The organism is Streptomyces sp. 2323.1 (genome assembly GCF_900221035.1).
Classification (GTDB): Bacteria; Actinomycetota; Actinomycetes; order Streptomycetales; family Streptomycetaceae; genus Streptomyces; species Streptomyces sioyaensis.
The window spans coordinates 2,066,772-2,091,303 of record NZ_LT907981.1 but is presented as its reverse complement, the minus strand read 5'-3'; the positions used below and the strand labels follow the sequence as shown (position 1 = coordinate 2,091,303).

Below are 24,532 nucleotides of genomic sequence, written 5' to 3'. Positions count from 1 at the left end.
TAAGGCGCCGCCGGTGTGCCGGGGAGCAGCAATGCCGCCCCGTCAGCGCCCCATCAGCGAGACGAACGCATCCGGGTCGGCGTCGAAGCCCCGGAGGCCGGGGCGGAAACGCCATTTGCCCGTCTCGTCCCGGGTGAATTCGGCCACCGTCGCGGCGGTGGCCCCCGCTACCGAGGCGAAGTCGTCCTCCGCCAGATCGGTGTACCCCTCGCGGATCCGTACGGCGGTGTTCGCGACGTCGCCGAAGACCTTGCGGCCCTCGCCCTGCTGGATGGCCACACCCACCAGCACCCGGGCATACGTCTCGGACAGCCGGTCCAGTTCCAGCGTCATGATCTCGTCGGCGCCGAACCCCTGGCCGGTCCTGCTGTCCCGGTTGAGGGTGATGGTCCCGTCGGGCGACCGGCTGTCGAAGGCCACCAGATAGGCCGGGTCGCCGTGCGGCGCGTCGGCCGGGTACGTCGCCGCGACGATGTCGAGGTCGTTGTCCGGTGTTCCGATGGGACTCGGGTCCCACTTGAGTGTGACCTCGACCTTTTCGATCCCCTTGTTGAGCGTGCTCACCGGGCTTCCCCTCCTTCATCCCCCGGGGGCGCGGCCCGACCCACGCGATGATCACGCGGACTACCCCCCGGGACTTCCCGTTGGTGGACCATCGTGCCACGCCCGGTGGCTCGCGGGCGGAAGCAACTTTCCTTGGTGGCAGGCGATATGAAGCCGGTGTGGGTGGCTGGAAAGCGCCCTCAGGGGGCTGGCCTGAATGCGTGGCTCGGGGCAGTGGTCCGCTCGCCCCAGGGGCGGTTGAGATGTCCGTGCGGGACGTCTGGCGCCGTGGCGGGGAAGGGGCAGACGACCTCGGGTTGTGGGGGGTGAGGCCCGCGGGTAAGGAGGAGGAGCCGCATGGTCTGGGGCAGGAGGGGCTGTCGCTCAGTATGGGGCGATCAGCCGGGCGGACACCGGCGGCATTCCGCTGAAGTGGATACGCAGGGTTTCGGCCAGGCGCGGATCGGTGGTGGCCTGCGCGGTACGGGCAGAAACGGTGCCTCGAAGCGGTCGATGTGGCGGAGCGAGGACCGGGCGTGAGCCCCCATCGGCTCGCGTCCGTATGGAAGTTCGGGGTGGTCGGATTGTGACGCGGAGTGATTCCGGTTCGCCCGCGGGCCGTACGATGGCGCGGTGCTTGTCAAGTGGATTCGCCTCACCGTCGTGGACCGTCGAGGGTTCGAGCGGGGGCAGCGGAAATGGGCGGGGCTGCTGGGTGAGCCGGGGTTCCGAGGGCAGGGCGGCGGCTGGAGCCGGGGGCGGCCGGGCGTCGCGCATCTGGTCGCCTTCTGGGAGAGCCGGGCGTTCTACGACTCCTTCATGGCGCGTTCGCACGACCGGCTGGCGGCCGCCCAGGTCGGCACGTACAAGGACGCACAGGTGCGCCTGTTTGAGCACGAGTTCGACGTGAAGGTGGGCTTCCGCCCGTCGTTCGGTGACGTGGACGTGCTGCGGCTGGCGCACTGCCAGGTCTACCAGGACCGGGTGGACCACTTCATGCTGATGCAGGAGAAGGTCTGGAACCCGGCGATGGCGGGTTCGCCGGGGATGCTGCGGGGGATGCTGGGGCGGGCGCCGGGCGAGGAGTTCCTGGTGCTGTCGATGTGGCAGTCGGCCGCCGAGCGGGGGAAGTACCGGCCCGAGCGGGTGGAGCGGCTGGCGCTGCGGGCCCAGATAGCCGCGGACGTCCGGGCCATCGCGGGGGACGTGGTCCAGCTCGAACCGTCATGGACGGTATGAGGGGCGGCGCGTTCAGGAGCCCGTGCCCTGGGTGGAGTCTGCGGCGCTGCCGAGGGTGAACGCCCCGGCGCGGGCAGCGGCCAGCGTGGCCGCCGCGGCCTGGTCGGCTTGCGCGGCCTCGACCGGTTCCCGGGTGATGAACAGGCGGAAGAAGAGCGGCGCGGAGACCGAGCGGACCAGCGCACCGGCATCGATTGCGCCGCTCACGGCTGTGTCGGAGGCGGTGTGTGCACGGGTGTCCGCCGGGGGGCTCGGTACGGCTTGCGGGGGCGCAGGCAATTCCCCGCGCAGGACGGCACGTTCGACGATGGCCTCGCAGCGCGCGAACCGCTCGGTGTAGTAGCCGCGCAGCGCCGCGGCCGCCCGCTCCGACTGGAAACCGGCGGCGATCATCGCGGAGCCCGATGCGGCGACCGCAGGATCGGCGAAGGAAGCGACGACCTCGCGGGCCAGGGCGCGCAGATCGCCCTCCAGGGACCCGGTGTCGGGCGGCGTCCACTCGTCCTCGCCTGCAAGATCCAGAGCGTCCGCCACCAGGCCCTCGATGTCCTTCCAGCGGCGGTAGAGCGTCGTTTTGTGCACGCCGGAGTGCTCGGCGACGTATTCGACGGTCAGGCCGGGATAGCCGTGCTCGGTGAGCCCGGCCAGTACGGCGTCGCGGACGGCCGCGCGGGTGCGGGCAGTGCGGCCGCCGGGGCGCCGGGTGCCGGGGGCCGGTGCGGAGCCGTCGGTCGTGCGCGGGTCGCCGCTCGCTGCGTCCTCAGTCAATTGCAATCCTTGTTGCGTTAGTGGGTGGGCTGTGCCATCCTCATCGTAATGCAACGAGTGTTGCGTTTGAATGGGGGGTCAGGTGCCTGCTCGGATCTCATTGCACGCCATCATCACGTCCTGCGGTGACCGGCTGCTGAATGACGGCGTAGCGCAGTCGATACGCCCCGCCGGACGGTCGGTCCCGGTCGGTCCCTGACCGGCAGGCCTGGCCGGCTCCGCATGCGGCCCGTCCGGTGCCGTGCGTCTCTGCGCGACGGACCTGCTCTGCCGTGGACGGACCGTGCCCCACGGTGCCGGGCGGGAGCGCGGCCGCCCCTCGCCGCAGGGACCTGGGTCAGGCCAGGAACGGACCGCGGTCACACAGCCAGGAAGTGTGCTGTGCGGCACGGTCCGGATCGCGGACCAGGGGGCGTGCGGCATGTGCAGAGCAGGAGTTTTAGGCTGGCGGCATGGCTCGGCCCCGACGCATCGTTCTCATCCGCCATGGAGAGTCGGAGGGGAATGTCGACGACACCGTCTACGAGCGGGAGCCCGATCATGCGCTCTCGCTCACCCCGGCCGGGCTGCGACAGGCGGAGGCGGCCGGCGGCCCGCTGCGCGAGATGTTCGGTGACCAGCGGGTCTCCGCCTATGTCTCGCCCTACCGCCGCACCCACCAGACCTTCCGGGCGCTCGGCCTCGACCCCGGCAGGGTCCGGGTCCGCGAGGAGCCCCGGCTGCGCGAGCAGGACTGGGGCAACTGGCAGGACCGTGACGACGTACGACGGCAGAAGGCCTACCGCGACGCCTACGGTCACTTCTTCTACCGGTTCGCCCAGGGCGAGTCCGGAGCGGACGTGTACGACCGCGTCGGGGCGTTCCTGGAGAGTCTGTGGCGCAGCTTCGAGGCCCCGGACCACCCGCCGAACGTCCTGATCGTCACGCACGGGCTCACCATGCGGCTGTTCTGTATGCGCTGGTTCCACTGGACGGTGGCCGACTTCGAATCGCTGTCCAATCCGGGCAATGCGGAACGGCGCACCCTGCTGCTCGGCGGGAACGGCCGCTACACCCTCGACCGGCCCTTCGAGCGCTGGTGTAAACCGGAGCCTTACGGGGCCACCGGTTAGAGTGCACACCGATGACCCTCGATCACCGTGACGCAGACCGCCGTGCGCGGGCTCTGGCGAGCCTGCGCGGCCTGTCCGTGGGTGACGCCCTCGGATCCCAGTTCTTCGTCCCCGCCCACTACCCCTCCCTCAAGCGCCGCGAGCTGCCACCCGCCCCCTGGCAGTGGACCGACGACACGGAGATGGCCTGCTCCGTCCTGGCCGAGCTCACCACCCATGGGCGGATCGACCAGGACTCCCTCGCCCGCTCCTTCGCCGACCACCACGACTTCGACCGTGGCTACGGTCCGGCCGTCAACCGCATGCTGCGGCTGATCCGCGAGGGCGGCGACTGGCGTGAGCTGGCGTCCGGGCTCTTCAACGGCCAGGGGTCGTGGGGCAACGGAGCCGCCATGCGCATCGCTCCCCTCGGCGCCTGGTACGCCGACGACCCCGAGCAGGCCATCCACCAGGCCGAAATCTCCGCCTACACCACCCACCAGCACCGCGAGGCCGTTGTCGGTGCCATGGCCGTCGCCGCCGCGGCCGCCCTGGTGGCCGACCCGACCCGCGACCTCGGCCCCGAGCAGTTGCTGGACGGCGTACTGGAGCTGATCCCGCGCAGCGCCGTCCAGGCCGGTCTGCGCCGGGCACGCGACATGCTCGACTACGCCGACTCCGGCACCGTCGCCGCCGTGCTGGGATGCGGGCGGCGTACCAGTGCCCACGACACCGTGCCCTTCACCCTCTGGGCCGCCGCCCGGCATCTCGGCAACTATGAGCGGGCATTTTGGGCCACCGCTCATGCGGGCGGCGATGTCGACACCACCTGCGCCATCGTCGGCGGCATCGTCGCCGCCGGTGGCGCGGGCGCCCCGCCCGAGGCATGGCTGGCAGGCACCGAGCCCCTCCCGTCCTGGGCCCCCGTCCACACCGACTGATCACCGCCGCACCGCAGCTCCCCTCGCCCGTCGCGGGCCGGCCGTCCGCGACCCCTTCCGTCCCCCGGTCCCTCCAACGGGCGGTGACGGACGGCGAATTCCTCCCGGGTGGTGGCCTGCGGGGCACGGGAACGCGGCGCGTGGCGCCCGCCGGGCGCGCCGCCGGATACCCGTTGGTAGCGGTACCGGTCCGGCCCCGCTCGACCTGCACGGACATCGTTTTCCGCCAGGTGCGGATCCGGTGCGGACGGCTGGGCCGAATAGGCGTAACCTGGCTGGCGCCATGCCGTACGAGCCCCCCACCCATACCGTCGAGCGATCATTGCGCGCCACGACGGGCGCCAAGATCGTTGTAGGTATCGACGAGGTCGGACGCGGAGCGTGGGCCGGTCCGGTCAGCGTCTGCGCAGCCATCACCGGTCTGCGCCGGCCGCCCGACGGGCTCACCGATTCCAAGCTGCTGACTCCCAAGCGCCGCACCGAACTGTGCGATGTGCTCGGCGAATGGGTCACGTCGTACGCCCTCGGGCACTCCTCGCCGGAGGAGATCGACGAGCTGGGCATGACCGCGGCACTGCGGCTCGCGGCCGTACGCGCCCTGGAGGCGCTGCCGGTCCGGCCGGACGCGGTCATTCTCGACGGCAAGCACGACTACCTGGGCGCGCCATGGCGGGTCCGCACGGTCATCAAGGGTGACCAGTCCTGCATCGCGGTCGCCGCCGCGTCCGTGCTCGCCAAGGTGCGGCGCGACGCGATGATGGCCGAACTGGGTCTGGCCTACGCCGACTTCGACTTCGCGGCCAACGCAGGCTACCCCTCGCCGACCCATCGCATTGCCCTGGAGGAGTACGGTCCCACGCCGCACCACCGAGTGTCGTGGTCCTACATGGACGCCCTACCCCGGTGGCGGCATCTGAAGAAGGTGCGCATCACCCCCGAAGCAGCCGCTCTGGAAGCCGGTGGCCAACTCGGCTTCGATTTCTGAGCGGTAGCGGACATCAATTCGGTACCCGATAGCGTGTTCCGCACTTACGTTTGATAGACATCCCTTTATGCCTCTCTTCCCCGAGGAGCCTCAGATTCACGAGAGTGTCCCGGGTCCCCGCGCAACTCCGGCCGCCGGCCGTACCGCGCCGACCCCTCGTCCCGTTCCTGGCCCCGGTCCCCGCCCCGCGCCTCCGCGTGGCGCTCCGGCGGCCAGCGTCCGTCCGGGCAAGCCCGGACCTGCTGCCCCGCCGCGTGGGCCTGTCGCCGCTCCGCCGGCGCAGCGCACCAGCTCCCCGCAGCCGCCGGCCGGCAAGGCCGGTACCGCGGGAGCGCAGCTCCAGCTGATCCCGGCACCCGCCGCCGGCGCCGTCGACGCTGCCGACGAGGCCGTCGACCTGCTGCTGGACTCCGGGCGTGCGCCGGGCGAAATCCTGGTGCTGACCACCGGCGAAATCCACCCGTGGGCCGCGCATGAGCTCTCCTTCGGCGAGGCCTCGTACTGGGCCCAACACGACGCCACGGACGATGTGTTCTACGCGGACGCGGCCGCCGAGCGCGCCACCGGCCGGCCCGTTGTGGTCGTCGCCGTCAACGGCGGTTCGGACGAGGTCACCGGGAAGGCGCTGCCGGCCGCCATGGCCCGTGCCGGAGTGCTGCTGATCGTCTGCGGCGACCCGCAGCGCATCACGGCTGTCCTCGGCGCCCACGCCTGACCCGGTCGGCTCGCAACGGCCCGTCGGTCCTGGAGGGCCGTCGGGCTCGCTTGCGCGTCCGCGCCCACGGCGTGCGGACGCCGAGCGTGCCGACAGGCGGTACGGCCTCTCCGAGAGGCACGGCCCGCCGTTCGCCGTGTGCGTGAACCCCGGTCGGGGTGCGGCCGGGGTCGGTCCGCCTCAGCGCGCCGCCGTGTGCCGGTGTGCTTCCGGGGCGCCGCCCGCGCGCCGGGGAAGCGGCCGGCTCTGCGGGACGGCGGCCTTCGCGGCGGTGCGCGGTACATCCGGTCGCGCTGCCGTCATACGACGCGGCTCCGAACGTCCCGCCTCCGGGCGGCGTGGTTCGGGGACCGGCAGGTCCGTGGCGGGAGGTCTGGGGCGGCGCCCACCACGGACCTCCCCCAAGACCTGCCAGCGGCCCGGGGTCAGCGTGATGTATGCCCCGCAGCGGAGCCCGTGCAGGGTGCAGGCATCGCGCAGCCCCCACATCCACGCCCCGTCCGTCTCCGTCCAACGGGGCTCGCCCTCACGGCAGTAGAGCAGCACCGCGGTCCGGACCGGCGTACGCAACCGCAGGTCGTGCGGGATGACCCGGCGCAGGTGCGCCAGCAGCGCATTGCGGAACTCCCAGCCGTCGGGCGCGGCCGCGAGCTCGGTGAACGAGGCGCTGGCCGTCACCCGGTCCTGTGCGTCGAGCACCGCGACGATGGCCGTCGACGGCCCCGGACGATGGCGATCGTGCAGATCGGCGACGACCTCACGGGGATTGCGCAGCAACGGGATCCCGGCCGATGCCCATTCGGCGGGCACCAGCATCCGTCCCAGTCGCGCGGCGGAATCGGCGGACACGGGCAAAGACACATGCGGGGGCGGAGCGAAGCCGAAGGTCATGTTCCTCCCTTCGTCTAGGCGTCCACGCGTCGGGCGGTGACCGGGCACGGATGCGCACCACGGCACGGCGCTGCCTGACCATGGACGGCCGGTACGGGGAAGCATTCCAATTCTTGCCGTCGTACACGCATGCGGCAACGAGCAATTCCCGCCGGTGCCCGGAATCGGCCGGAGAGTCACCAATGTGCTTGCCCGTCGCCAAGTCGGCCGTGCCCTACCGCTCCTAGCCCTGTACAGCGAGGACCAGCGGAAACACCCCCTCGGCGCCCGCCCGGCGCAGGAGCCGGGCGGCCACGGCCATTGTCCAGCCGGTGTCGGCGTAGTCGTCCACCAACAGCACAGGGCCACCCGCCGACGCCAGGGCCTGTGCCAGCTCCGGCGGCACGCTCAGCGAACCGTGCAGCGCCCGCAGCCGCTGAGCGCTGTTACTGCGCGGAATCCTGCCCTCGACACCGTCGTCCGCCGAGGCCACCGTGCCCAGGAACGGCATCCGGCCGACCGTGGCGATCCGCTCGGCCAGCGACCGGATCAGCTGCGGGCGGCTGCGAGAGGAGAGCGCGACGACGCCCACCGGGCGGGCCGGGGCCTCGGCCGCGCCCGAGGCCCAACCACCAGGCCCCTTGGCCCAGTCGGCGAGCACCGTGACCACCGCGGCCGACACATCGTCGGGGACCGGCCCGTCCGGCGCCTGCGGTGCGAGCATCGGCCGCAGGCGGTTGCCCCACCCGATGTCGGAGAGCCGGCCCAGGGCCCGCCCGGTCGCGGCCAGCTCGCCCGCCGGGATACGCCCCTTGAGGTCGACGCCGACGGCCGGCAGCCCCGTCGGCCACATCCGCCGCGGCTCCACCTCCACGCCCGGGCGCCCCAGCTCACCGCGCGCCGCGTCCAGCGAAGCAGAGGACACCTCGGTACTGAACCGTGACCCGGCGCAGTTGTCGCAGCGGCCGCAGGCCACCGCCGCCTCGTCGTCCAACTGCCGCCGCAGGAACTCCATCCGGCAGCCCGCCGTGGTCGCGTACTCCCGCATGGCCTGCTGCTCGGTCTCGCGCTGACGCGAGACCCACGCATAGCGCTCGGCGTCGTACGACCATGGCCGGCCGGTGGACGTCCAGCCGCCCTTGACGCGTTGCACGGCGCCGTCCACATCGAGCACCTTGAGCATGATCTCCAGGCGCGAGCGGCGCAGTTCGACCTGCGGCTCCAGAGCGGGCAGCGACACCGGCCGGCCGGCCGCGGCCAAGACGTCCAGGGTCCGCCGCACCTGCTCCTCGGGCGGGAAGGCCAGCGACGCGAAGTACTTCCAGATCGCCTCGTCCTCACGCCCCGGCAACAGCAGCACCTCGGCGTGCTGCACCCCTCGGCCGGCCCGGCCCACCTGCTGGTAGTACGCGATGGGGGACGAGGGAGACCCGAGGTGCACCACGAAGCCCAGATCGGGCTTGTCGAAGCCCATGCCCAGCGCGGAGGTCGCCACCAGCGCCTTGACGCGGTTGGCGAGCAGATCGTCCTCGGCCTGCTGGCGGTCGGCGTTCTCCGTCTTGCCGGTGTACGACGAGACCGTGTGCCCCCGGTGGCGCAGGAAGGCCGTCACCTCCTCGGCGGTGGCGACCGTGAGGGTGTAGATGATTCCCGAGCCCGGCAGCTCGTGCAGATGGTCCGCGAGCCAGGCGAGCCGGTGCGCGGCGTCCGGCAGCGGAAGCACGCCCAGACTCAGACTCTCCCGGTCCAGCGGTCCGCGCAGCACCAGTGCCTCGGTGGAGCCCTCGCCCGTCCCGAGTTGCTCGGCGACATCGGCGGTCACCCGCGCATTGGCCGTGGCGGTGGTGGCGAGCACCGGCACACCGGGCGGGAGATCGGCGAGCATGGTGCGCAGGCGCCGGTAATCCGGCCGGAAATCATGCCCCCAGTCGGAGATGCAGTGCGCCTCGTCGACCACCAGCAGACCGGTCGCCGCCGCGAGCTTGGGCAGTACCTGATCACGAAAATCGGGGTTGTTGAGCCGCTCGGGGCTCACCAGCAGGACATCCACTTCACCCGCCGCCACCTCGGCCTGGACGGTGTCCCACTCCTCGGTGTTGGCGGAGTTGATCGTGCGCGCCCGGATCCCGGCCCGCGCGGCGGCCTCGACCTGATTGCGCATCAGCGCGAGAAGCGGGGAGACGATCACGGTCGGCCCGCTGCCGCGCTCGCGCAGCAGCGCCGTCGCGACGAAATAGACGGCGGACTTGCCCCAGCCCGTCCGCTGCACGACCAGCGCCCGGCGGTGGTCGGCAACCAGCGCCTCGATCGCCCGCCACTGATCCTCGCGCAGCCTGGCCTCGCCGCCGGGATCCCCGACGAGTCGGGTCAGGACGGCATCGGCGGCAGCACGCAGATCATCGTTGCTCATGCCTCCATGCAACCCGATGCCACTGACAATGCGCGAACTCCCGCCCGAGGCTGTGGACAACTTCCTCGCCCGCGAGTTATCCACAGGGGTCGCGGCGCGGCGGCCTGCCGCGGGATCTTCGAGCCATGAATCCGCACAGCGAACCGAGCAAGCGCTCCACTGACAGCAATTCCGCCGCCACGCCCTCCGCCCCGACGCCTTCGACCCCTCCCCGCCCGCCCGAGCCGCCGTCCCCTGCCGACCCGCGCGGCGCATCCGACCCCACTCCACCCGCCCGCTCTGCAGAATCTTCGCGCCCGGCCGACTCCGCGAACACCACCACCCCTTCCACCCCCACCCAGCCCGCCGGCTCCTCCACCGCGCCCGACCCGTCCGGCCCCACGCACTCCTCCGCCCCCTCCGACCAGGTCCCGGCGCCGCCGGCCGAAGCCCAGGTCACCCTCCGCAGCCCGGCCGAACTCGCCGACGCCTTGCCGTATCTCATGGGCTTCTATCCGGACGACAGCGTCGTGCTGATCGCGCTGCACGGCGACCGCGGGCGCTTCGGCGGGCGGGTCAGGCTCGGCATCCCCACCGACACCGCGCAGTGGCCGGATGTCGCCGACCAACTCGCCGAATGTCTGATCTCCGCGGGCCAGGAGCGTGACGCCCGGCCCGAGGCGATCCTCGTCTACCTCTGCCAGGAGCCCGCGGAAGGCGAGAGCGGCAAGGACGTCAAGGACCGGCTCCGGCCGCTCGCCCAACGGCTGCGTACCGCCTGCGGTGCGCTCGACGTACCGGTCCTGGAAGCCCTGTGCCTGTCCAACGGCCGTTTCTGGTCCTATTGCTGCCCCGACTTCCGGTGCTGCCCCGCCGAGGGCACGCCCATGGTCATGCCCGGCACGTCCGTGATGGCCGCGGCCGCCGCATACGCAGGCATGCAGGTGCGCGGCTCGCTCAAGGAGATGGAGGCCAGGCTGACGCCTCGTACCGGCAGGCGGGCTGCGGAGCAGGAGAAGGTGCTGGATGCGGCCGCCGGCGCGCTGGTGCCGCGCATGCTCGAGAAGGACGGCGCGGCGGCCGTCCGGCGGTCCACCCTCGACCTGGCCGGCGCCATGATCCACCGGTTCCGTCAGGACACCCCCTCGGGCAGCAACCGCGCCCGGGACGCCTGCGACGATGCGCTGATCACCGATGCCGAGGCCGCCGATCTCATCCTCGGCCTCCAGGACCGGGTCACCCGCGACCGGGCAGCGGAGTGGATGGACGGCTCAGTCGCCGCGCCGGCCCTCCGGCTCTGGCGCGCCCTCGCCCGCCGCTGCGCCGGTGGCTATGCCGAGCACGCGGTGGCCCCGCTCACCCTCGCCGGCTGGGTCTGCTGGTCCACCGACGACGGACCATCGGCGCGCATCGCCCTCAACTGCGCCCTGTCGCTCGACCCCGACTACACCTTCGCCCAGTTGCTGCACCGCGCCATCAACGAAGGTCTCGATCCGGAGCCGCTGCGCCGCTGCCTGCGCGAGCAGAACCACGCGGTGATGAGCGCCGCCGAGGAGGTGCCCGCGCCCGCCGCCGATTCCCCGTCCACCGCCAAGGAAACGCGACGGCCGACCAGGCGCCCCGGGGCGGCCGTCCGCCCCCGCGGACCTCGCGGCGGCACGGGCCCCGGCACCCGTTCGACGGACGGCCGCGGCAGGCGCCGGGCCGGCCGGGACGGCGACCGGAGCCGGCGGTGAACACGACATGGCAGCGCGGCCGGCGTGACCTGGGCGCCGGCCGGGCCGTTCACCTGAGTGGCGTAGGCCGTACGAAGATCCGACCTCACCAGGGAGCGCAGAGCGTGCCAGGCATCGTCCCCCTCACTCAGCCGGCTCATCGGCCGCCCGGCGAGCACCGCCCGGCACCGCCCCGGTCCCCGCAACCACAACCCGTCCACTCCTCACTCGTCTGTGTGGCCCTCCCGGCCCTCGCGGTGTCCCCGGCGTCGGGGCAGCTGACCGGCCACGACATGGACGGCTTCTATCGCGACGGACGGCGGGTCCTGTCCCGCTGCGAACTCCGGGTCGCGGGCGACGAACCGCTCGTCGTCCAGGGGCTGTTGAAGGGTGCGGACCGGGCCCGGTTCCTCGGGACGATCCGCAGGGCAGGAGAGCGCGGACCGGACCCGGACATCCGCGTGGAGCGGCTGCGCTCCGCCGACGGCACCGAGCGGATCATCTTCCAGAGCAGCTCCGCGCGGCCCGTGCGGCTGCCGGTCGAGATCCGGCTGGGTACGGATCTTGCAGAGCTCGGAGCCATCGCCGTGGGCCTGCCGGGGCCGGAACGGAAAGCCACTGTCCACGGCTCCGGGCTGCGCTGGTCGGGGCCCGGAGTGCATGCGGTGGTGACCGCGTCGCCCGCACCCCAGGACGCGCTCGCCTCGCCGGGCCTGCTGCGCTGGGAACTGGATCTGCCACCCGGCGGCCGCCGCACCATCGAACTGCACACCGCACTGGAACACGACACCGGCGGACCGGCAGGCCACCGGCGCCCCGGCACCGTCCTCATCCCCGGCCCGCGCACCGGACCCGGCGTTCCGCGCACGCGCAGTGCCCGGCCCCCGCGGCCCTGGACCGCGGCCCGGCTCGAATGCGACGACCGCCGGGCCGACGCGCTCATGGCAGCCAGCCTCGACGATCTGCACGGCCTGGTGATGCGTGATCCGGCCGCCGCTGCGGACATCTACGTGGCCGGCGGATTCCCCTGGCGCTGCGGACTTGCCCCGGTCGAGGCGCTGTGGGCCGCGCGGATGCTGCTGCCCTTGGGCACGCGGCTCGCCGCGGGCACGTTGCGGGCGCTCGCCCGTAGCCAACAAGCCGCACCAGGAGCGGATTTCGGTCGAATTCCGGGTCCGCTCCGGGACGCCGGACCGCATGCCCCGCCGAGCTGCACCGGCATCGAGGCAACCCTTCTGTTTCCCACCGTTCTGGCGGAGGCCCGCCGCTGGGGACTACCAGAGCAGGAGACGGAGCTGCTGCTGCCCGTTGCGGAGCGCTGCCTGCGATGGCTGAGGACCGTCACCGACCCACCCGGGAGCAGCCGCGGCGGCTACGTCCCCGACCCCGCACCCGGAGGACCGTACCGATGTGAGACCCAGGCCCATGCCCATCGCGCCGCTCTCCTGGGTGCCGATCTCCTCGAAGCCGCCGGGTCGTCCGACGCGACGGCGTTACGGGACTGGGCCGCTGACCTGCGCACCCGCTTCCGCACGGACTTCTGGTGGGAGGACAGCACCGGCGGCCGCCCCGCCGCCCTGCTTCACGCCGACGGGCGCCCCGTCCCACACCTTGGCTCCACCACCGTCCCTCTCCTCGACACCGGCCTCCTCGGCGGCGGGGCCCTGGCCCCCGGCTTGCTGGACGCCACACAGACCGACCAGCTGGCCAGAGCATGGGAGAGCCCGGCCATGGACTCCGGATGGGGCCTGCGCGGAATGGGAACCAGGGAGAGCGGCTACAACCCGTTCGGCCACCGCAGCGGTGCGGTCCGTGTCCACGACACGGCGATCGCCGCCGCCGGACTGGCCGCCGCCGGCCATGCGGGCAGCCGGCGCCCTGACCAGGGGAATCCTCGATGCGGCGGACAGCTTCGGCTACCGGCTCCCCGAGATGTACGCGGGGGAGCAGCGCGCCGCCGGCGGCGTCCCCGTACCGCACCCGGCCGCCTGCCGCCCCGCTGCCGTGGCGGCGGCCGGTGCGGTGCACATACTGGTCGCCCTCGCCGGCCTGCGCCCCGATGTTCCTGCCGGGACGGTGTCCGTGCGGCCACTCGGCACCGCCCCGCTCGGCGCGATACAGCTGACCGGCCTGAGCGTGGCCGAGCAGCCGTTCGCCGTACGGGTCAGCAGACTCGGCATGGGGATGGTGGAGACCGCGGCGGAGGGTCTGCAACTGGGCTCGTGAGGTGCTGCAAGGCCTGTTTATCGTCAGGCGGACGACTATGATCACGCCATGCCTCCCTACGACCCGTCGGCCTTCCCGCCCTTCGCCGTCACTGTCGACCTGGTCGTGCTCACCGTGCGCCGCCACGCCCTGTGTGCGCTGGCCGTGCGGCGCGGTGAGCCGCCGTTCCAGGGCCGCTGGGCCCTGCCCGGTGGATTCGTCCGGGCCGACGAGGATCTCGAGGACGCGGCCGCGCGGGAGCTCGCCGAGGAGACCGGTCTGCACGCCCAGTCCCCGGCCGGTCCGTCACCCGTGTACGGCGCGCACCTCGAACAGCTCGCCACCTACGGCGACCCCAAGAGGGACCCCCGGATGCGGGTCGTCAGCGTCGCGCATCTGGTGCTCGCCCCCGACCTGCCCGCTCCCAAGGCCGGCGGCGACGCCCACAGCGCGCGCTGGGCGCCGGTGGAGACCCTCCTGGGACAGGACGACACCCTCGCCCGTGAGGGTGAGCTGGCGGCTCCGCTCGCGTTCGACCACGCCCGGATCCTGGCCGACGGCGTGGAGCGCGCCCGCTCGAAGATCGAGTACTCCTCGCTCGCCACGGCCTTCTGCCCGCCGGAGTTCACCGTGGGCGAGCTGCGCCGCGTGTACGAGGCGGTCTGGGGAGTGGCCCTGGACCCCCGTAACTTCCACCGCAAGGTGACCGGCACCCCCGGCTTCCTGGTGCCCACCGGCGGTACGACGACGCGTCAGGGCGGCCGTCCCGCACAGCTGTTCAGAGCCGGCGGGGCGACGCTGCTCAATCCGCCGATGCTTCGCCCCGAGGTCTGAGCGTCGCGGACAGAGCGCGAGACCGAAGGGTCGAAGTTCACCCACGGTGACACGACGAGGCGTCAAGTGTGAGTAATTACGCGAATATAGGACATATCACGGATATCTTGGCCGGGTGAGTCCTTACGTCACCACGCGAGCTCCCGGCCGGCCTCACGCCCCGCAAGGGGTGTCCGGCCCGTCGCCGTCGGACCCGACCGGCGACCCCAGCGGCCCACGCCCGGCCGCCGTCGGCGTCACGGACGTGCGGCTCCGCCTGGCCGGGGTGGTGCCCACCTGACGGCGACCAGCCCGGCCGGCCCCAGTAGTCGGCGCCCCCCGTGTACGGCCGATATCGCGCTCTCCGACCCTGGCCCGACGCCGTCTTCGGTGCCGCCACTCCGCCGCTGGATCATTGAATGTCCTGCCGTCGCGGCAAGTTGAGCGAAGCGGCTGACCGGTCCTGCCGGAGTGAGAAGAGGGGCCGGTGATGTATTCAGTTCCGGCGTAACGGGATTGCCGGAGAATTCCTGTCAATGTGCCTGAGATGGGGTCGCCACCTGCCTCTGGCGGCGCCGTCAAGAGCCCGTTCGGAATTGACCAATGCGCACCGGTTCGTGATGCGGTTCACGAGCCAACCAGCAGGCGAGGCAACGGTGTTGCCACCACCCTTCTGGCCTGTGGTGATGCGCCCTCGGTGCGGTGCGGCTGCTTCTGCTGATCGGGTAAGGCATATGTTTTGGTGCTCTGTTGTTGTGGCCACTGTCCACAACTCGCCGTAGAGAGCGCATTTCTTTCCGATAAAGCGTCAATTCAGGGATGGGGGGCGATCACCCTTTCGTGTGCTTTTCACCAAAGACCTCAAGGGTGTTCAGGGTGTCGCCGACAACAGATGCGTGAGTACCCTTGCGCACACCATGATGACCGCGGCTCGCCCCGGCGACACCGGCCTCGCAGGCCCGGGCGAGCTTGACCGCTACCCCTACGCCAACGCGGGCAACGCCGCGAACGCCGCCAGCGCGGCCGGCCAGGACCGTGCAGAGCGCGTTTCGCAGGTCTGGGACGGTTCCGAGGCAGACATCGGCCGGGTCGGCCGTCGCGCGGCCGGCAGCCGCGGACGTGGCCTGCACGGCCAACTCGTCCAGCAGCTCGGCCAGATGATCGTCTCCGGCGATCTCGGGGCCGACCGCCCGCTCGTCCCCGAGGAGATCGGCCAGCGCTTCGAGGTCTCCCGCACCGTCGTCCGTGAGTCGCTGCGAGTCCTGGAGGCCAAGGGCCTCGTCAGCGCCCGCCCGAACGTCGGCACCCGGGTGCGCCCGGTAAGCGACTGGAACCTCCTCGACCCCGACATCATCGAGTGGCGGGCCTACGGGCCGCAACGCGACGACCAGCGCCGTGAGCTCTGTGAGCTGCGCTGGACGATCGAGCCCCTCGCCGCCCGGCTCGCCGCAGGCCACAGCCGTGAGGACATCCAGCAGCGGCTCGCCGACATGGTCGAGATCATGGGCCACTCCGCGGCCCAGGGCGACACCATGACGTTCTCCCGCGCCGACGCCGAGTTCCACTCGCTGCTGCTGCAGCTCGCCGGCAACCGCATGCTCGAGCACCTCTCGGGCATCGTCTCCGCAGCCCTCCACGTCTCGGGCGGTGTCGCCGGCGGCTGCGAGCGACCGGTCGAGACGTCCGTGGGGCAGCACATGCGGGTCGTCGACGCCATCGGTTCCGGCGACGCCACGGCGGCCGAGTCCGCGATGCGCCAGCTCCTCGCCGCCCATGGTGAGGTCGCCGGCCAGGGCTCCGGGACGCCTGTCGATCACGTCGTCCCCGCGCCCCGCGAGCACTGAAGGCCCGTACCCGACGGCGTACGGACGGTGGGCGCCGCGCGGCTTCCGTGCCCTGCACGCCACTCCGGGCAGGGCACGCCGTACGCGGCGAAGGCGCAGAAGATCGCCGGATCCGGGTCGTCGACCGGATCCGGCGACAGGTCTCGGGAGGGTTGCATGTCATATGACTGGGAATGGGTCGTTATGGGGTGTGACTCGGGCCACGCAGATTGGGCGTAACACTCTTCAGGGAAGCGCGATGACTTAAGAGGTGATAGCCGAGGAGGGAATAAGAGCGGCGTGAATGACGCTGTTCAACTCCCCGGTTGCCCCTGCGCCGTCGGTCCATCCCCACCGGCGGTCGTCGGCTCCGATCCACAGTGGACGGGGTCGGAAGCCGTTTCCATCGTTCCGAGAGGTTGTTCGTGTCGGCCAGCACATCCCGTACGCTCCCGCCGGAGATCGCCGAGTCCGAGTCTGTGATGGCGCTCATCGAGCGGGGAAAGGCAGATGGGCAGATCGCCGGCGATGACGTGCGTCGGGCCTTCGAGGCTGACCAGATTCCGCCAACCCAGTGGAAGAACGTTCTGCGCAGCCTCAACCAAATCCTCGACGAGGAGGGTGTGACGCTGATGGTCAGTGCCGCAGAGGCGCCCAAGCGCACCCGCAAGAGCGTCGCAGCGAAGAGTCCGGCGAAGCGCACCGCCACCAAGACCGTCGCGGCGAAGGCCGCCACGGTCAAGAAGACCACCGCCGCCGCGGCCCCCGCCCCTGTGGCGGACCCGCCGGCCGGTGAGTCCGAGTCCGCGCCCGCGAAGAAGGCAGCGGCGAAGAAGACGGCCGCCAAGAAGACCGTCGCGAAGAAGGCGACGGCGAAGAAGGCCACCGCCAAGAAGACCGCGTCCAAGAAGGACGTCGACGAGCTGCTCGAAGACGAGGTGGCCGAGGAGACCCCGGCGCCCGGTAAGGGCGACGCTCCCGAGGCCGCCGAGGGCGCGGAGAACGCCGGCTTCGTCCTGTCCGACGACGACGAGGACGACGCCCCCGCGCAGCAGGTCGCCGCGGCCGGCGCCACCGCCGACCCGGTCAAGGACTACCTCAAGCAGATCGGTAAGGTCCCGCTCCTCAACGCCGAGCAGGAAGTGGAGCTCGCCAAGCGCATCGAGGCGGGCCTGTTCGCCGAGGACAAGCTGGCGAACGCCGACAAGCTCGCGCCGAAGCTCAAGCGTGAGCTGGAGATCATCGCCGAGGACGGCCGCCGGGCGAAGAACCACCTCCTGGAGGCCAACCTCCGTCTGGTCGTCTCCCTGGCCAAGCGGTACACCGGCCGCGGCATGCTCTTCCTGGACCTGATCCAGGAGGGCAACCTCGGTCTGATCCGTGCGGTCGAGAAGTTCGACTACACCAAGGGCTACAAGTTCTCGACCTACGCGACGTGGTGGATCCGTCAGGCCATCACCCGCGCCATGGCCGACCAGGCCCGTACGATCCGTATCCCCGTCCACATGGTCGAGGTCATCAACAAGCTCGCGCGCGTCCAGCGCCAGATGCTCCAGGACCTGGGCCGCGAGCCCACCCCGGAGGAGCTGGCCAAGGAACTCGACATGACCCCCGAAAAGGTCATCGAGGTCCAGAAGTACGGCCGCGAGCCGATCTCGCTGCACACCCCGCTGGGCGAGGACGGCGACAGCGAATTCGGTGACCTCATCGAGGACTCCGAGGCGGTCGTCCCGGCCGACGCGGTCAGCTTCACGCTTCTGCAGGAGCAGCTGCACTCGGTTCTCGACACCCTCTCCGAGCGCGAGGCCGGCGTCGTCTCCATGCGCTTCGGTCTCACCGACGGTCAGCCCAAGACCCTGGACGAGATCGGCAAGGTCTACGGCGTCACGCGTGAGCGGATCCGCCAGATCGAGTCGAAGACCATGTCGAAGCTGCGTCACCCGTCGCGTTCCCAGGTGCTGCGCGACTACCTCGACTAGTCCCGGCCCGCCCGGACAGCGTCACGAGCCCGGTCTCTCCCCGTTGGGAGGCCGGGCTCACGCACGTCCGGGTGCGCAGGGTGATCGTTGGCGTCACTCTGGGTATGCATGCACTGTCCCGGAGTCAGGAGTCCGTATGCGTCCCACCGCCCGTGCGGCCTTTGCAGCCCTCGCGCTGGTCCTCGCCCTGCCGGCGTCGGCGGCCGCGGACGGGGTGGTGATCGGTGGCAGACCTGCCCCGTTGTCGCACAGCCCCTGGGCGGTGGCAGTGGCCTCTCATGAGCGCTTCGGGGCCCAGCGCTCCGGGCAGTTCTGCGGCGGCGTGCTCGTCGGCCACTCGACGGTGGTGACGGCGGCGCACTGCCTGAGCAGAGAGGTGCTGGGCGTCCCCTGGCGGCAGGTGCGGGACCTGCGGGTCGTCGTCGGACGCGACAACCTCACCGGCGGCGGCGGCCAGGAACTCAAGCCCGCGAAGGTCTGGATCAACCCCGGCTACAACACTTGGACGAACGACGGTGACATGGCCGTCCTCACGCTGGACAAGCCGGTTCCGAACCGGCCCATCCCGATAGCGGGACGGCGCGACAGCGCCTACCGGCCGGGGAACGCGGCCACGGTCTACGGCTGGGGGGACACCACGGGCGGGGGCAGCTATGCGTCACAGCTGCGGGCGGCGCACGTCAATGTGCTGCCCGATGCGGTCTGTGCGCGGGCCTACCCGGGCAATGCCGACGGCAGGTACCGGGCGCAGTCGATGCTGTGCGCAGGGGAGCCGGCCGGCGGCAGGGACGCCTGTCAGGGGGACAGCGGCGGGCCGCTGGTCGTCCGGGGCCGGCTGGTGGGACTGGTGTCATGGGGGACCGGCTGCGGCCGGGCGGGCAGTCCAGGGGTCTATACGCGCGCCTCTGCGCTGCTCCCGGCGGTGTCCGCACACGGGGCCGGTTGAACCGCGCGGGGGGCTCTCAGGCCCGCGTGAGGACGCACGACTGCGGGCGGCCTCCCGGTGGTGCCGGGTGGCCGCCCGCGGTACGGCGCTGTGCCGCTGTTCGCTCGTCGTGGATGCGAAGTGTCAGCGTTCCTCATCGGACGCGGACGCCGGAGAAGCGGTGAGCCGCTCCGTCTCGTCCTGTATTTCCGCGGCGATCTTCTTGAGTTCTGGCTCGAACTTGCGACCGTGATGGGCGCAGAAGAGCAGTTCTCCGCCGGACATCAGGACGACGCGCAGGTATGCCTGGGCGCCGCAGCGGTCGCAGCGGTCAGCGGCCGTCAGCGGGCTCGCGGGTGTCAGAACAGTAGTCACGTCGCCTCTTCTCTAGCTCGACGAGCTGTCGTACCAGGGTCAACATCCAACCAGGCCGAAAACGTTCCCGCTCGTGCCTTTTCCTCGAAAAAATTCTCCGAGGGGGCCGGGTGCTGCCGGGTGGCGGCGAATGAGCCGTATTGCTTGGTGGTCTGATTCACGTTGGTTGTTGGGTCTGTCCTCCCGGCTGGCTTGCCGGTTGTTGATGAGGACGTGCCCGGAGCCTAAATGGTTCATGCCTCGAAGGGAACGTGATGTGCACGTCACTGCGACGTCACCCCAACGAGGGATCGAACACGCGAGCGAAATTCTACTAGCATGAGCATGCTTACGGGTGGCGTCACATCGGCTCTACCAGGCCTCGGTACCCTCTGACCGGCGACACCGCCACAACCGAGTCCGCGGAATGCGGACTGCCAGAAATTCAGCGAGGAGCGAACCGCGTGACCGCCGAGATGTCCGTGCCGTCCACCGCAGTGCTGACCGGGGCAGACCGGGACGGTTCCAACTACACCGCGCGGCATCTGCTCGTCCTCGAGGGGCTCGAAGCCGTCCGCAAGCGCCCCGGCATGTATATCGGCTCGACGGACAGCCGTGGCCTGATGCACTGCCTGTGGGAGATCATCGACAACTCCGTCGATGAAGCGCTGGGCGGCTACTGCGACCACATCGAGGTGATCCTCCACGACGACGGGTCGGTGGAGGTCAGGGACAACGGCCGCGGCATCCCGGTCGACGTCGAGCCGAAGACCGGCCTCAGCGGCGTCGAGGTCGTGATGACCAAGCTGCACGCCGGCGGCAAGTTCGGCGGCGGCTCGTACGCGGCCTCCGGCGGACTGCACGGCGTCGGCGCCTCGGTCGTCAACGCCCTGTCCGCGCGGCTCGACGTCGAGGTGGACCGCAGCAGCAAGACGCACTCGATCAGCTTCCGGCGCGGCGTACCCGGCATCTTCACCGAATCGGGTCCCGACGCCCCCTTCGATCCGGGCAACGGCCTGCTCAAGGGCAAGCGGATCGCCAAGACGAAGACCGGCACCCGGGTGCGCTACTGGGCCGACCGGCAGATCTTCCTCAAGGACGCCAAGCTCTCCCTGGAGACGCTGTACGCCCGCGCGCGGCAGACGGCCTTCCTCGTACCGGGCCTGACCCTCGTCGTACGCGACGAGCGGGGCATCGACGGCGCCGGCAAGACGGAAGAGACCTTCCGCTACGACGGCGGCATCAGCGAATTCTGCGAGTACCTCGCGCAGGACAAGGCCGTGTGCGATGTGCTCCGGCTGTCCGGCCAGGGCACTTTCAAGGAGACCGTCCCGGTCCTCGACGACCGCGGCCACATGACTCCGACCGAGGTCACCCGGGAGCTGGGCGTCGACATCGCGCTGCGCTGGGGCACCGGCTACGACTCGACGGTCAAGTCGTTCGTCAACATCATCGCGACGCCCAAGGGCGGCACCCACGTCTCCGGATTCGAGCGGTCGATCACCAAGACCGTCAACGAGGTGCTGCGATCGAGCAAGCTGCTGCGCGTGGCCGAGGACGACGTCGTCAAGGACGACGCCATGGAGGGCCTCACGGCGGTCGTGACCGTACGACTGGCGGAGCCGCAGTTCGAGGGACAGACCAAGGAGGTGCTCGGCACCTCCGCCGCGTCCCGGATCGTCGCCCAGGTGGTGAGCCGGGAACTCAAGGCGTTCCTGACCTCCACGAAGCGGGATGCCAAGCAGCAGGCGCGCTCCGTCCTGGAGAAGGTCGTCGCCGCGGCCCGTACGCGCATCGCCGCCCGGCAGCACAAGGAGGCCCAGCGGCGGAAGACCGCGCTGGAGTCGTCCTCGCTGCCGGCCAAGCTCGCGGACTGCCGCAGCGACGACGTCGACCGCAGCGAACTCTTCATCGTCGAGGGCGACTCGGCACTGGGCACCGCAAAGCTGGCGCGGAATTCGGAATTCCAGGCGCTGCTGCCGATCCGCGGCAAGATTCTCAATGTCCAGAAGTCATCGGTTTCGGACATGCTGAAGAACGCTGAGTGCGGGGCCATCATCCAGGTCATAGGGGCTGGGTCCGGCCGCACCTTCGACATCGACACCGCCCGCTACGGCAAGGTCATCTTCCTGGCCGACGCGGACGTCGACGGCGCCCACATCCGCTGCCTGCTGCTGACCCTCTTCCAGCGCTACATGCGGCCCATGGTCGAGGAGGGCCGTGTCTTCTCGGCCGTCCCGCCGCTGCACCGCGTCGAACTGATCAACCCCAAAAAGGGCCAGGACAAGTACATCTACACCTATTCGGACAACGAGCTGCGCCAGACCCTGCTCGAACTCCAGCGCACGAAGGTCCGCTACAAGGACAGCATCCAGCGCTACAAGGGCCTGGGTGAGATGGACGCCGACCAGCTCGCCGAGACGACCATGGACCCGCGCCACCGCACCCTGCGCCGCATCAACATCAGCGATCTCGAAGCGGCGGAGAAGGCCTTCGACCTCCTGATGGGCAACGAAGTCGCCCCCCGTAAGGAGTTCATCACCAACTCCGCGTCCACTCTGGACCGTTCGCGCATCGACACCTGAGCCGTCCGCGGCCACCGACGGGCGTTTCTCCACCCCCGGGTGGAGAAACGCCCGTCGCGTTTTCCACCCGGGCCCCACCCTGGCGCCGATCCGCGCGGTGGCGCCGCTCCATAGCGTCGGAGACGTCGAATTCCCGTCCCATGGAGGTCCAGGTCATGAGCGGCACGCTCAACATCGTTGTGATCACCGGCGTCATCGCGCTGGTGTTCATCCGGCAGTTCGCGGCGCAGCGCCTCTCGTCGGAGGGCAAGGCGTGGTGGCTGATGCCGGTCGTCCTGACGGTCATGGCGGTGCGGCAGCCCGGCCTCGTGGACCCGGCACACCACGTCGCATCGGCCGTCTTCCTGGGCCTGGAGATACTGATCGGGCTGGCCTGCGGCGCCGGCTGGGCCTGGACGACCCGCATCTGGACGGACGAGGACGGTGCGGTCTGGGCCAAGGGAAGCTGGGCGGCGGCCGGCGTGTGGCTCTGCGGCATGGCACTGCGGGTCGGTCTCATGGGCATCGCCGCGGCCATGGGCATCCACCAGGGCAGCGCGGCCACGATGCTCTCCGTTGCCGCGATGCTGCTGACCCGGGCCGGCGTCACCACCTGGCGGGCCCAGGCGGTGCAGCGGACGTACCGTGTCCCTGTCGCGGGCTGAGCCCCTGCGCGCGCCGTGGAAGGGACCGTAGTGCCGCCGAACTCCTGGACGAGCTGGCCTTTGCGGGAATCGCTGTCCCGTGAGGGCGTCAGCGGCGCCCGGTTGTGGCTCGGGCGGTCGGTGCGCATTGCGGTGGTGGCGGGGCTGGTGTGGACCACCCTGGTGGGGCCGGCCTTCACCGGATGGCGGCTGGTGGCCTTGTGCACCGGTGTGGCCGTCACGGTGCTGGCCTTCCGTGGTTTCTTCCGGGCGACGCTGGCCCATCACCTGAGGCCGTCCATCGGACTGTTCGCCGTCCTGGTGGCTGCGGCTCTCGGCTTCGCATACGTGGGGGCGCGGACGCCCGCCACCGTCCTGTGGTGCGCCTGCGCCGTCATCGCCATGGAGCGGCTGCCGCTGAGCGTCGCCGTACCGTGCTCCGCCACCGCCCTGAGCGGGTACGCCGCGCTGAACCACGACAACTGGTGGGCGACCGCCGCGACCGCCGTGGGCCTGGGGCTGGCGGGCTGCGTCGTACGGCTGGACGCCGAGGCGCGCGGCAACACCCAGCGGATGCTGGCGCAGGAACGGGCCGCCCGTAAGGCCGAGTCGGAATCGGCGGCGCTCACCGAACGCGGGCGGATCGCGCGCGAGATACACGACGTCCTTGCCCACAGCCTGAGCGCCCAACTGGTGCACCTGGAGGCCGCGCGGCTGCTGATCCAGCGCAGCACCGACCTCGAGGCCGACCGTGCGCAGCTCCTGGAGCGGGTGACGGCGTGCCGGGGAATGGCCCGTGAAGGGCTGGACGGTACCCGTGAGGCGCTTTCCGCGCTGCGTGGGGAGATGATCCCGGTCGAGGACTTCCTGCGCCGCCTGACCGCCACTGAGGGCGCTCGGCTGGATGTGGCGGGTGCGGCCCGCGCCGTGCCGGCCGAGGCGGGCCTCGCTGTCCGCAGGGTCGCCCAGGAGGCGCTCACGAACGTACGCAAGCATGCTCCGGGCGCCCGGGTGAGCGTGCGGCTGGAGTACGCGGCGGACGGCATCGGGCTGGAGGTGCGCGACTCCGGCGGTCGCGGCACGCCCGGCGAGCTCGCGGAGAGCGGCTCCGGGTACGGTCTGCTCGGGATGCGGGAGCGCGCCGAACTCCTCGGCGGAACGCTGGAGTCCGGCCCCGACGAGGAGGGTTTCGTGGTGCGGTTGCGGGTGCCCGCATGACGGCAGGCGCGGTAACGCGGGTCGTGGTCGCCGACGACCAGACGGTGGTGCGCGAAGGGATCGTGATGCTGCTGGGGCTGTTGCCGGGAATCGAGGTCATCGGATCTGCCGCGGACGGCGAGGAAGCGGTCCGCCTCGTCGCCGAACTCGCCCCCGACGTCGTCCTGATGGACCTGCGGATGCCGCGCTGCGACGGCGTCGAGGCCACCCGCCGTATCTGCGCCGGGCACCCCGGTACCCAGGTCGTGGTGCTCACCACCTACGCGGACGACGACTCGCTCTTCCCCGCTCTGCAGGCCGGAGCCCGTGGCTATTTGACCAAGGACGCCGACGGCGACGAGATCGTCCGCGCCATCGACGACGTGATCTCGGGCGAGGCCGGGCTGTCGCCCAGGATTCAGCGCAGGCTGCTGGAGCGCTTCACGGAGCCCGTGCGGACGGCGCCGCAATCCCCCGACGAACCCCCGGACGGACTGACCACCCGTGAGGTGGAGGTGCTGCGGCTGGTCGCCGAAGGCCAGTCCAACCCGGAGATCGCCCGCACCCTGCATGTTTCCACCGCGACCGTGAAGACCCACATCAACAATCTCTTCGCCAAAGCGGGGCTGCGGGACCGGGCGCAGGCCATCCACTACGCGTACCGTCACGGCCTTGCGCAGCCGCCGCAACAGTCCGTCACCTGATGGGGTGAAGGGTTCGCAATGAAGAGTCCAGGATCTTCCTTTCTGTCCACTCTTGGGCCACACGGACA

19 protein-coding genes and 1 pseudogene are annotated in these 24,532 nt (G+C 71.0%); 15 read left to right on the top strand and 5 right to left on the bottom strand.

Translation table 11 applies throughout. The features are described from left to right. Window positions 1-42: 42 nt before the first annotated feature. Window positions 43-564: a TerD family protein gene (locus tag CPH93_RS08370; RefSeq protein ID WP_096212458.1), complete on the bottom strand. Its 522-nt coding sequence runs from the start codon at window positions 562-564 to the stop codon at window positions 43-45. Window positions 565-1,176: 612 nt separating this feature from the next. On the opposite strand from CPH93_RS08370, the gene CPH93_RS08365 reads away from it, so the two are divergent. Beyond that, window positions 1,177-1,782: a YdbC family protein gene (locus CPH93_RS08365; protein WP_093485537.1), complete on the top strand. Its 606-nt coding sequence runs from the start codon at window positions 1,177-1,179 to the stop codon at window positions 1,780-1,782. 12 nt (window positions 1,783-1,794) lie between these two features. On the opposite strand, the gene CPH93_RS08360 is transcribed toward CPH93_RS08365, so the two are convergent. Next, window positions 1,795-2,550, bottom strand: a complete 756-nt coding sequence (locus tag CPH93_RS08360) for a TetR/AcrR family transcriptional regulator (protein WP_096212457.1) — start codon at window positions 2,548-2,550, stop codon at window positions 1,795-1,797. A 452-nt stretch (window positions 2,551-3,002) separates the two neighbouring features. On the opposite strand from CPH93_RS08360, the gene CPH93_RS08355 reads away from it, so the two are divergent. The 4 genes from CPH93_RS08355 to CPH93_RS08340 all read left to right on the top strand — a co-directional run bounded on the left by CPH93_RS08355 (window position 3,003) and on the right by CPH93_RS08340 (window position 6,282). Then, complete coding sequence (locus tag CPH93_RS08355; protein ID WP_006602677.1) at window positions 3,003-3,662, top strand: histidine phosphatase family protein; 660 nt, start codon at window positions 3,003-3,005, stop codon at window positions 3,660-3,662. Between the two features lie 11 nt (window positions 3,663-3,673). Continuing rightward, entirely contained in the window at window positions 3,674-4,582 is a 909-nt protein-coding gene (locus CPH93_RS08350; protein ID WP_096212456.1) for an ADP-ribosylglycohydrolase family protein, read from the top strand. A 283-nt stretch (window positions 4,583-4,865) separates the two neighbouring features. Beyond that, on the top strand, window positions 4,866-5,567 hold the full coding sequence (locus CPH93_RS08345) for a ribonuclease HII (RefSeq protein ID WP_006602675.1): 702 nt from the start codon (window positions 4,866-4,868) through the stop codon (window positions 5,565-5,567). 67 nt (window positions 5,568-5,634) lie between these two features. Next, complete coding sequence (locus tag CPH93_RS08340; RefSeq protein WP_096212455.1) at window positions 5,635-6,282, top strand: hypothetical protein; 648 nt, start codon at window positions 5,635-5,637, stop codon at window positions 6,280-6,282. A gap of 180 nt (window positions 6,283-6,462) precedes the next feature. Here the strand turns inward: CPH93_RS08340 and CPH93_RS08335 are convergent, their stop codons facing one another. Both CPH93_RS08335 and CPH93_RS08330 read right to left on the bottom strand, forming a co-directional pair. Further along, the gene (locus tag CPH93_RS08335; RefSeq protein WP_096212454.1) at window positions 6,463-7,173 is read right to left on the bottom strand and encodes a hypothetical protein; all 711 of its coding nucleotides are present in this window, start codon (window positions 7,171-7,173) and stop codon (window positions 6,463-6,465) included. 223 nt (window positions 7,174-7,396) lie between these two features. Then, on the bottom strand, window positions 7,397-9,562 hold the full coding sequence (locus tag CPH93_RS08330) for a RecQ family ATP-dependent DNA helicase (protein WP_096212453.1): 2,166 nt from the start codon (window positions 9,560-9,562) through the stop codon (window positions 7,397-7,399). 125 nt (window positions 9,563-9,687) lie between these two features. Here CPH93_RS08330 and CPH93_RS08325 point away from each other — a divergent pair, with 125 nt between their 5' ends. From CPH93_RS08325 to CPH93_RS08300, 6 genes and pseudogenes are all read left to right on the top strand, one after another. Continuing rightward, the gene (locus CPH93_RS08325; RefSeq protein ID WP_096212452.1) at window positions 9,688-11,277 is read left to right on the top strand and encodes a DUF4192 domain-containing protein; all 1,590 of its coding nucleotides are present in this window, start codon (window positions 9,688-9,690) and stop codon (window positions 11,275-11,277) included. 215 nt (window positions 11,278-11,492) lie between these two features. Continuing rightward, window positions 11,493-13,482, top strand: a pseudogene (locus tag CPH93_RS08320) (glycogen debranching N-terminal domain-containing protein). Between the two features lie 48 nt (window positions 13,483-13,530). Next, window positions 13,531-14,295 (top strand): NUDIX hydrolase, encoded by a 765-nt coding sequence (locus tag CPH93_RS08315; RefSeq protein ID WP_093485553.1) that lies wholly within the window; start codon window positions 13,531-13,533, stop codon window positions 14,293-14,295. A gap of 821 nt (window positions 14,296-15,116) precedes the next feature. Then, window positions 15,117-16,118, top strand: a complete 1,002-nt coding sequence (locus tag CPH93_RS08310; RefSeq protein WP_093485555.1) for a FadR/GntR family transcriptional regulator — start codon at window positions 15,117-15,119, stop codon at window positions 16,116-16,118. Window positions 16,119-16,522: 404 nt separating this feature from the next. Beyond that, window positions 16,523-18,076, top strand: a complete 1,554-nt coding sequence (locus CPH93_RS08305) for an RNA polymerase sigma factor (RefSeq protein ID WP_269460147.1) — start codon at window positions 16,523-16,525, stop codon at window positions 18,074-18,076. Window positions 18,077-18,212: 136 nt separating this feature from the next. Next, window positions 18,213-19,022, top strand: coding sequence for a serine protease (locus CPH93_RS08300; protein WP_093485557.1), 810 nt, complete (start codon window positions 18,213-18,215; stop codon window positions 19,020-19,022). A gap of 123 nt (window positions 19,023-19,145) precedes the next feature. On the opposite strand, the gene CPH93_RS08295 is transcribed toward CPH93_RS08300, so the two are convergent. Then, window positions 19,146-19,376 (bottom strand): DUF7455 domain-containing protein, encoded by a 231-nt coding sequence (locus CPH93_RS08295; RefSeq protein ID WP_003981845.1) that lies wholly within the window; start codon window positions 19,374-19,376, stop codon window positions 19,146-19,148. A 443-nt stretch (window positions 19,377-19,819) separates the two neighbouring features. Between CPH93_RS08295 and CPH93_RS08290 the strand changes: the two genes are divergently transcribed. The 4 genes from CPH93_RS08290 (at window position 19,820) to CPH93_RS08275 (ending at window position 24,464) form a co-directional block, all read left to right on the top strand. Further along, window positions 19,820-21,940 carry a DNA gyrase/topoisomerase IV subunit B gene (locus tag CPH93_RS08290; RefSeq protein WP_006602663.1) on the top strand — a complete coding sequence of 707 codons (2,121 nt, stop codon included), beginning with the start codon at window positions 19,820-19,822 and terminating at the stop codon, window positions 21,938-21,940. 155 nt (window positions 21,941-22,095) lie between these two features. After that, window positions 22,096-22,584, top strand: a complete 489-nt coding sequence (locus tag CPH93_RS08285) for a DUF1453 domain-containing protein (RefSeq protein WP_173909747.1) — start codon at window positions 22,096-22,098, stop codon at window positions 22,582-22,584. 30 nt (window positions 22,585-22,614) lie between these two features. Continuing rightward, window positions 22,615-23,781: a sensor histidine kinase gene (locus tag CPH93_RS08280; protein ID WP_096212449.1), complete on the top strand. Its 1,167-nt coding sequence runs from the start codon at window positions 22,615-22,617 to the stop codon at window positions 23,779-23,781. Then, window positions 23,778-24,464 (top strand): response regulator transcription factor, encoded by a 687-nt coding sequence (locus tag CPH93_RS08275; protein WP_093485563.1) that lies wholly within the window; start codon window positions 23,778-23,780, stop codon window positions 24,462-24,464. The genes CPH93_RS08280 and CPH93_RS08275 overlap by 4 nt, the downstream gene beginning before the upstream one ends. The last annotated feature ends 68 nt before the right edge of the window (window positions 24,465-24,532 follow it).

What these genes read in the sequence shown, in the direction of transcription:
- CPH93_RS08355 (WP_006602677.1), top strand. Translation starts at nt 3,003, where the DNA reads ATGGCTCGGCCCCGACGCATCGTTCTCATCCGCCATGGAGAGTCGGAG.
- CPH93_RS08350 (WP_096212456.1), top strand. Translation starts at nt 3,674, where the DNA reads ATGACCCTCGATCACCGTGACGCAGACCGCCGTGCGCGGGCTCTGGCG.
- CPH93_RS08345 (WP_006602675.1), top strand. Translation starts at nt 4,866, where the DNA reads ATGCCGTACGAGCCCCCCACCCATACCGTCGAGCGATCATTGCGCGCC.
- CPH93_RS08340 (WP_096212455.1), top strand. Translation starts at nt 5,635, where the DNA reads ATGCCTCTCTTCCCCGAGGAGCCTCAGATTCACGAGAGTGTCCCGGGT.
- CPH93_RS08335 (WP_096212454.1), bottom strand. Translation starts at nt 7,173, where the DNA reads ATGACCTTCGGCTTCGCTCCGCCCCCGCATGTGTCTTTGCCCGTGTCC.
- CPH93_RS08330 (WP_096212453.1), bottom strand. Translation starts at nt 9,562, where the DNA reads ATGAGCAACGATGATCTGCGTGCTGCCGCCGATGCCGTCCTGACCCGA.
- CPH93_RS08325 (WP_096212452.1), top strand. Translation starts at nt 9,688, where the DNA reads ATGAATCCGCACAGCGAACCGAGCAAGCGCTCCACTGACAGCAATTCC.
- CPH93_RS08315 (WP_093485553.1), top strand. Translation starts at nt 13,531, where the DNA reads ATGCCTCCCTACGACCCGTCGGCCTTCCCGCCCTTCGCCGTCACTGTC.
- CPH93_RS08300 (WP_093485557.1), top strand. Translation starts at nt 18,213, where the DNA reads ATGCGTCCCACCGCCCGTGCGGCCTTTGCAGCCCTCGCGCTGGTCCTC.
- CPH93_RS08285 (WP_173909747.1), top strand. Translation starts at nt 22,096, where the DNA reads ATGAGCGGCACGCTCAACATCGTTGTGATCACCGGCGTCATCGCGCTG.
- CPH93_RS08275 (WP_093485563.1), top strand. Translation starts at nt 23,778, where the DNA reads ATGACGGCAGGCGCGGTAACGCGGGTCGTGGTCGCCGACGACCAGACG.